The organism is Paenibacillus naphthalenovorans (assembly GCF_900099895.1).
GTDB lineage: Bacteria > Bacillota > Bacilli > Paenibacillales > NBRC-103111 > Paenibacillus_G > Paenibacillus_G naphthalenovorans.
Map to the genome: position 1 here is coordinate 1 of NZ_FNDY01000062.1, position 7,229 is coordinate 7,229.

7 protein-coding genes and 1 pseudogene are annotated in these 7,229 nt (G+C 45.8%); 1 reads left to right on the top strand and 7 read right to left on the bottom strand.

Annotation, left to right across the window (positions count from 1 at the left end; translation table 11 throughout):
• Nucleotides 1-176: 176 nt before the first annotated feature.
• Complete coding sequence (locus BLT35_RS25675) at nt 177-1,091, top strand: selenium metabolism-associated LysR family transcriptional regulator (RefSeq protein ID WP_027093490.1); 915 nt, start codon at nt 177-179, stop codon at nt 1,089-1,091.
• A 118-nt stretch (nt 1,092-1,209) separates the two neighbouring features.
• Here BLT35_RS25675 and BLT35_RS25680 read toward each other — a convergent pair whose 3' ends face one another.
• The 7 genes and pseudogenes from BLT35_RS25680 to BLT35_RS25710 all read right to left on the bottom strand — a co-directional run bounded on the left by BLT35_RS25680 (nt 1,210) and on the right by BLT35_RS25710 (nt 7,106).
• Nucleotides 1,210-2,223, bottom strand: coding sequence for an NAD(P)-dependent oxidoreductase (locus BLT35_RS25680; protein WP_027093489.1), 1,014 nt, complete (start codon nt 2,221-2,223; stop codon nt 1,210-1,212).
• Nucleotides 2,220-3,059, bottom strand: a complete 840-nt coding sequence (phnE, locus tag BLT35_RS25685; RefSeq protein ID WP_083351434.1) for a phosphonate ABC transporter, permease protein PhnE — start codon at nt 3,057-3,059, stop codon at nt 2,220-2,222. The genes BLT35_RS25680 and phnE overlap by 4 nt, the downstream gene beginning before the upstream one ends.
• Nucleotides 3,056-3,955 (bottom strand): phosphate/phosphite/phosphonate ABC transporter substrate-binding protein, encoded by a 900-nt coding sequence (gene phnD / locus BLT35_RS25690; RefSeq protein WP_027093487.1) that lies wholly within the window; start codon nt 3,953-3,955, stop codon nt 3,056-3,058. Before phnD ends, phnE begins: the two co-directional genes overlap by 4 nt.
• Nucleotides 3,956-3,970: 15 nt before the next feature.
• The gene (phnC, locus tag BLT35_RS25695; protein WP_051318361.1) at nt 3,971-4,750 is read right to left on the bottom strand and encodes a phosphonate ABC transporter ATP-binding protein; all 780 of its coding nucleotides are present in this window, start codon (nt 4,748-4,750) and stop codon (nt 3,971-3,973) included.
• A gap of 367 nt (nt 4,751-5,117) precedes the next feature.
• Nucleotides 5,118-6,446, bottom strand: a pseudogene (istA, locus tag BLT35_RS25700) (IS21 family transposase); the annotation flags it as partial.
• Nucleotides 6,447-6,532: 86 nt separating this feature from the next.
• Nucleotides 6,533-6,814 carry a hypothetical protein gene (locus tag BLT35_RS25705; RefSeq protein WP_074730196.1) on the bottom strand — a complete coding sequence of 94 codons (282 nt, stop codon included), beginning with the start codon at nt 6,812-6,814 and terminating at the stop codon, nt 6,533-6,535.
• Between the two features lie 25 nt (nt 6,815-6,839).
• Nucleotides 6,840-7,106, bottom strand: coding sequence for a hypothetical protein (locus tag BLT35_RS25710; RefSeq protein WP_027093486.1), 267 nt, complete (start codon nt 7,104-7,106; stop codon nt 6,840-6,842).
• Nucleotides 7,107-7,229 lie beyond the last annotated feature (123 nt).

Genomic DNA, 7,229 nt, shown 5'->3' on the forward strand with positions numbered 1-7,229 from the left:
AGTGGATCATTCATGGTTCCTTTAAAATTCACCATCGGAGATGCGATTTCCTTTCTTTTTCTTCTTTTTCACAGAAGAACTATCACGGATTCAGGGGTTAAATGAATTTTCTTATTTTATCCAGCTTTAACACTTAAGGACTATACTTTGGATAGGTAAAAAGAAGGACAGGAGTAATGACAATGAATCTGGATCATTTGCGCGTGTTTTATATCGCAGCAACCAAACGGAATTTTTCAGAAACTGCAAAAATACTTCATCTTTCCCAGCCCTCGGTCAGTTTGCAAATCCAGCAGCTGGAGGAAGCCTTGAAAGTCAAGTTATTTGAAAGGACGACAAGAACAATCAAATTGACCGATTATGGAAAAGTTCTGCTGAGATACGCGGAGAGAATCTTTCAACTCGTTCATGACGCGGAAAAGGAACTGACAGTACTTTCAAATTCCATTCATGGCGATTTATTTATAGGGGCCAGCACAACGATCGGAGAACATATTCTTCCGTATGTGCTGGGAATATTTAAGCTCGACTATCCCAAGGTTAACCTGCGGATGAAAATCGGCAATTCCCTCCATATCGTGGAGCAATTATTGAAGCAGGAGATTCATATCGGTTTCGTGGAAGCTCCGGTATCTAACCCGGAAATTGAAAGTTACCCTTTTCTTGAGGACGAGCTGGTTGTCATCAGTTCCACACAAAATCAGCACCCCCTGCTCGCTAGTAAAGGGGTGCTGACACCTCATGATTTATTTTCGCTGCCTCTCATCCTAAGAGAGCCTGGTTCCGGAACACGCCAGGTCATTAACGAAAGCCTGAGGAAGATCGATTTGAATCCTGAAGAATTAAATGTGGTTTTGGAATTGGGCAACACCGAATCGGTGAAAGCCGCGGTCGAATCGGGAATAGGTTTCTCCATTTTGTCGAGATTCGCAATTCGTAAAGAACTGCAATTGAAGACATTGCAAATTCTTAAGATCAAGGGAATCCATTTGCGTCGAAATTTTTATTTGGTCCTCGATAAAACGATGTCGCAATCCCTTGCCGCATACACCTTTATGGAATATGTGCGTGTAAAATTCGGCGGAATGTAATATTAATAAAATAGAGCATTTTATTAAAGGAACTTATAAAAAAGCTGTATAATTTAAACAATGAACTTTCGCGGAGCCAAAAAAGGCCGGATGATCACACGTCCAACCTTTTGCGCAATTATATAATCCTAGGGTCGAGTTTTATTTGATTTATTGCTCCGGAAGGAATTTTCCCTTGCAGTGCAGTCAGCAATTGAGTGGCGCTGGAGACAGCCAATCTTTCCCTTGCTTCAATGGTGCCAGTGCCAATGTGAGGGGTAAATACCGTCTTCTGTCCTTGTCTTAAAAGTGCTTCGGCAATATACGACGGACGGTTCTTGATAATCGTATCTTCAAACTCAAAAACATCTGCAGCGTATCCCCGCAAACGGCCCTGCTCTAAAGCTTCCGCTACGGCTTGCTCATTCACGATCGATCCCCGGCTGATATTGATTAAAAAGCTATCCTTCTTCATCAATTCGAGCTCTTCCCGGTCAATCAGATGATGGTTTTCCGGCCGGAGATCGACAGCCACTACCACATAATCATTTTCGCTGAGCAGTGCGGGCAATTCGATATACCTCGCTCCCGGATGATCTTCCATTTCCGGAAATCTGCGAACATCATAATAGGATATCTCAACGCCAAAGCCTTTGGCGCGCTTTGCGATCGCCCGGCCGATGGCACCAAATCCGATGATCCCCAACTTGGAATGATGAAAGTCGCGGCCTAGACAATGAACCGCATGCCAACCTTTAAATTCCCTGTTGCGCACATGACGGTCGCCGGCTAAAATATTGCGGGAAACCGATAGGAGCAATCCGATCGCCAAATCCGCCGTAGATTCCGTCAGCGCATCGGGATTAATCGTCACCAGTATATTGTGCCTGGTACAAGCTTCCACATCAATATTATCGAACCCTTTACCGAAACTGCTGATCACCCGCACGTTCGGGCAGCTTTGCAGAATTTCCTCATCAATGGTGTCGCATACGAAAGCGAGCACCGCATCAGCCTTCTTGGCTCTAGCGATAAAGGTTTCTTTGGATAAAGGCTCTATCCCGTCGTAATAATCGACTTCACAATACTCTTTAATCATATCAACACCGATTTGCGGCATCCAGTGTGAAATAAACACCCTTGGTCTGCTCATCTGTTTGTACCATTCTCCCCAAACAATAATTTTCTGCGAATCATATTCCCGAACGCGTCGACCAACTGCACCATCACAAACACAACCGCAAGAATCGCAAGAACATCTTGGTACTGCATGATCCGCAGAGAAGCGATTAATTGAAAGCCGATTCCGCCCGCGCCGATCATGCCGACGACCGTCGAGGCGCGGAAATTGTATTCCCACCGGTACAAAGTAAAGTCAATGCAATGGCTTACTATCTGAGGGATTACGCTGAAGACGATGACATGAAAACGCGATCCACCCGAAGACTCAACCGCCTCGATCAAGCCGGTGTCCACTTTTTCGATCGCTTCCGCATAAAACTTCCCGAGCATCCCGGCCGAATGGATTCCCAGCGCGAGAATTCCCGGAAGAATTCCGAAGCCGACGGAAGCCACAAAGATAATCGCCATGATAAGTTCAGGAATCGTCCGCAACGCGTTAAATATGCCTTTGGCCATATAGCGAACCGAGGGATGGAGCGATGTTTTTTCCGCCGCCAAAAAGCTGAGAGGAAACGATAAGAAAACGGCAAGAATCGTAGCCATAACACTCATTACAAGAGTTTCCACGATCGCTTTCCCCAATGTGGGCACAACGGCGAAATTGGGCGGAAACATTTCTCCGACAGTCGATATGAAATTGCTTAGCGTTCTGCTGTTAGCAAGCGAGTCCCAACTGACATTCAAGGTGTAAAACAAGGAGCCTAGGATTAACACCGCTCCGATCAGGATAATGAAAAACCATCCGTTCATCAAGACTGATCCGCTGTGCGATTTGATAGAAGCAGCCGACGCTTTGATTACACTCATTGTACCTTCTCCAGATCGATGCCAAGCAATTTTACCATATCGCGAATGACATCAAAATCTTTATCAGTAATCGGCACGAAACCTTCGGTTTTTAACGGCTTGAGGACATCTTTGTCCTTCAAATCGTACAGCGCCTTTTTAATCGATTCTTTCAATTGCGGATCGAGTTCACTGTTCATGGCCCATGGATAATTTGGATACGGCTTGGATACTTCGATGACCTTCACCTTGTTTTTATCAATAGTGCCTTTTTCCACGAGGGAATCAAAGATCGGTTTGCTGAGCCCGCCGGCCTCGGCATTGCCGTTTTGCACAGCTTTCGCTACAGCGTCGTGTGCTCCGACAAACTGTTGTTTGTAGTCTTTTTCCGCTTCCAAACCGGCATTTTTAATCATTTCCTTCGGGATCATATGGCTTGAGGTGGAGGCAGCATCTCCGAAAGCGACAGTTTTCCCTTTGATGTCGCTTAATTGGGCGATACCCGTATTCGCTCCTGCGATGACTACCGCGTTATAAGTGGGCGCCCCTTTATCGAGCTTGGCGGCGAACGGCTCGACATTTTCCATCTTTTGCTTGAGCAGTACATAAGATAGAGGCCCGAAATAAGCAACCTCGATATGCCCTTTGCGCATCGCTTCGATCATCGAAGAATAGTCGGTCGTTACGACGAGTTCGATTTCTTTATTTAAAGTTTTCGCCAAATAATTCCTTAATCCTTCATTGTTTTTGATTACCGTGGAAGGTGATTCGTCGGGCAGAAGAGCTATCCTCAATTTTGCTGGGTTCGGATCAATCCCCGATTTTGCCGCTCCTGCCGCAGACTTCTCCCCGCCGCAACCGGACAACAGAGAAATCAATAATGTCGTGATGATTGCCAATACTCCTGTTTTTTTCATGTCCGCTTCCCTCCATTATACTTGAACTAGTTCTCTTTTCAGTAACGATCGATTAGGCTTCCGTATTTCGTTTTGCACAAACTTTTCCCCATATATCCGGGCTAAGTCTTGCTCCCGCATTACCTGGGGGTTGCCGTCAAAAAGCACTTTTCCGCTGTGAATGCCGATGATCCGATGGCCATACTCTACTGCGTATTCGAGTTGATGCAGGTTACAAATGACCAGCGTTCCTTTGCTTTCGTTGATGTTCCGCAAAATATCGAGGATTTCCCGGCTGATGACCGGATCCAAGTTGGAGACCGGCTCATCCGCGAGAATCACATCGGGTTTCTGCACCAGCACCCTGGCGATACCCACTCTTTGTTTTTGCCCCCCGCTCAATTTCTCAACACGCGTGTAAATTTTGTCCTTTAAACCCACCAGTTCAATCGCTTCTTCCGCGATCTTTTTTTCTTCCTTGGTGAAAAAAATGTTCCAAAACGATTTGGTTCCCAGCAGGCCGATCAGCACATTCTGCATCACGGTCAAATTCCCGATGACGTTGAAATTCTGAAAAATAAAACCTACTTTTTGACGGATCTTGTGAAGGTTTTTTTTGCACACCTCGATGTCATGGACCCTAACCTTTCCGCTGGTAGGCGCCATCAAGCCATTCAGGCATCTCATCAAGGTTGATTTCCCCGCGCCGCTGGAACCCAGAATGACAACAAACTCACCCTGGGAAACTTGAAAACTGATATGATCCAGCACCAGGTGGTCAAATTTCTTCGTGACATTTTCCACTTCCAATACCATGTTGTCACCTCCCCTTGTTTCTTATATTCACATACATATATCAATGGAGTATTAAATTGTGTTAATTCATGATTAAATAATAATTGGAATTTGCAATGCGATTAATTAAATTTGTTAATAAATCAAACAAAAAAGGAACCCATTGAAGGGGCTGTTGACAAATTGCTTTTTGAGTGAACCGTGTAGAATTTATTCTACACGGCTGCCGTCGAGGCAGCCTTTATGTGCGCCCGGCATGGGCGTTATCTATAGGGTTCAAGTCCCGAATGGCGAAGGCAGTAGTAGCCATTAGCTTAAGGCAAGGGTCTCTACCGCGAGGTAGAATCTGAAGGAAGCCGGTGGCAAATCTCCGGCCCGAGGAATACGAAAATTCCCTTTCCCGTTTGGTATAATACATCTCGTAAATGGATTTTAATTTTTGTGGAGCCTGATGCCATGCCGCGCTACCGGCGAATGCACCAGGTTTTTTCTTTAGCGTCTCCAAATAATGATTCAGATCAAGCCGCCACTCATGGCTGCCGATCAGTCGCAGATGCTCCGCCACCTGAGTTTCCCGGTAAAAACAAAGGATACGGGTAGAATACACCTTGATCATGACCGACTCGCCCACCAAATGATCCGGTACCGAGTAACGGTTCTGATCCGCCACGATCGTCGCATACTTGTCCACCCGTCCGTAGAGTACGCGAGCGGCATCAAACGCGGGCAGGGCAGGGAGAAGGGAAGGGCGTTCCTGTTCCAGTCGCTCGCTTGCCGTCTGACCATCCAGTTCGGTTTGCGGTTTTTGGTTGCGTCGGGTGCACACCTCCTGCAGATACTGATTCGCTTCCTCCAAGGAGTCGAATTCGTCCCGAAAGGCGAATGCTTTCCGGCGCACGACCTCCACACTGCGCTCCACGTGCCCCTTTTCGTTTCCGCTGCGAATATTGCAAAACCGGAATTGAAAGCCATAATACAGCGACAATTGTAGCAACCCTTGAGTCGGCTCTTTCTCAGTCCCAACAAACTGCTTGACCGCCACCTTCATGTTATCATAGACCATCGTCCGATATACGCCGCCAATATGCTGCAAGAATAAGGCATGGGCTTCCTGGAAGCATTCTGTCGTTTGTTTGGTGAACAAGTACGCAAAGCGGTAGTTTCCATAAGCGGACGTAAAGACCGCCATCTGAAACGTTTGCAGCTTGCCCTTGATTTTAAGTTTCACTTCACCCCAATCGAATTCACAGATCTCCCCAGCCTCATATATGGCCTTGATGAACGCTTCCTTCGGTTTACGTTCCATTCCGCGGATCGTCCGAAGCACCGTGCTGTAACTGATTTCTATCCCTTCGGCTTCCAGCGCCTCAAAGATGTCCATCGCCTTCTTTTGTTGCTTTCGTTGTCCTTGGTTTCGCTTCACTTCATTTTCATCCAGATGTGCTTGGATCTTTTCTGCAATTTCATCGGTCAGTTTCCGTTTCGGTCGAATCCCTGTGTTGTACTTCGGGGCGGTGGTCAGAGCATCAATCATGGCTTGAATATCTACCGCGTCATTCCCCTCTGTGAGTAACTGCCTTCTCCTTTCTTCATATTGGTGAATGTACTTTCCAACCGTTTCACGGTGAACTCCGGTCAATCTCGCAATCTCCCGGCGCGACCTCCCTTCATGGATGTACATCATTAAAATCTTCTGCATCATGCTCATTGTCATCATTCTCCCCCGGCCCCCACTTGTCGAATTGTTCTCCAAGTAGGTTTATCGGCTGTGGCCGGTTTTTCAATGATTACGGTGGCCTATTTTTAAGTTATCATATACAAAATGTAAATTTTAATCACATTAGGAAGTAAGCCGGGTTTACTTCTTTTCTTTATACCTGATTTCAATAATATATCTAGAATTTTACTTTTCAGTTCTTTGTTTTTATATTTGCTACCAAAAACATTTCGCAGCCATCGGAGCAACTCATAAAAGTGCTTTAAGTTATCATCATCATTGGGATTACATGGAATTCCACCATTTAAACTTCCAGAAACAGCGCCATTTTGCATATCTACTCGAATGTTTAGGTTAAATTCTTTCATTGATTAGGTTAGTCCTTTCATCCTTTTAATATTCTTCAGGGAGCAAGATGGTAACCACGAGACCTTCTTTCGAGTTTGGCCCGTAATCGTCAACGATAAGCCATACATCCTCATAAATGCCGGGATAAAGAAAAGCAGATTCGGTCGCGATCAATTCTCCATTACCGTTTGTAATATCGAAACTATCTCCTTCGGCTGCATGTGCTACTGTGAAATAGTCATAAGAGTCTGCCACAAAACGGTCGAGAGCGATTCTAAAGAGCATGTCTGTTGTCACTTCTGGCAGTTCCATTGCTGCGACGCCTCTTGTTTGAAGTAATCCTGAATCCGTGACAAACTTAAGTCCACTCCGCCAGAGAGGGCAGTATATGGAAAAAAGTAATCGGAAATCCCCCCATCAGCTAAAGATTCGTGA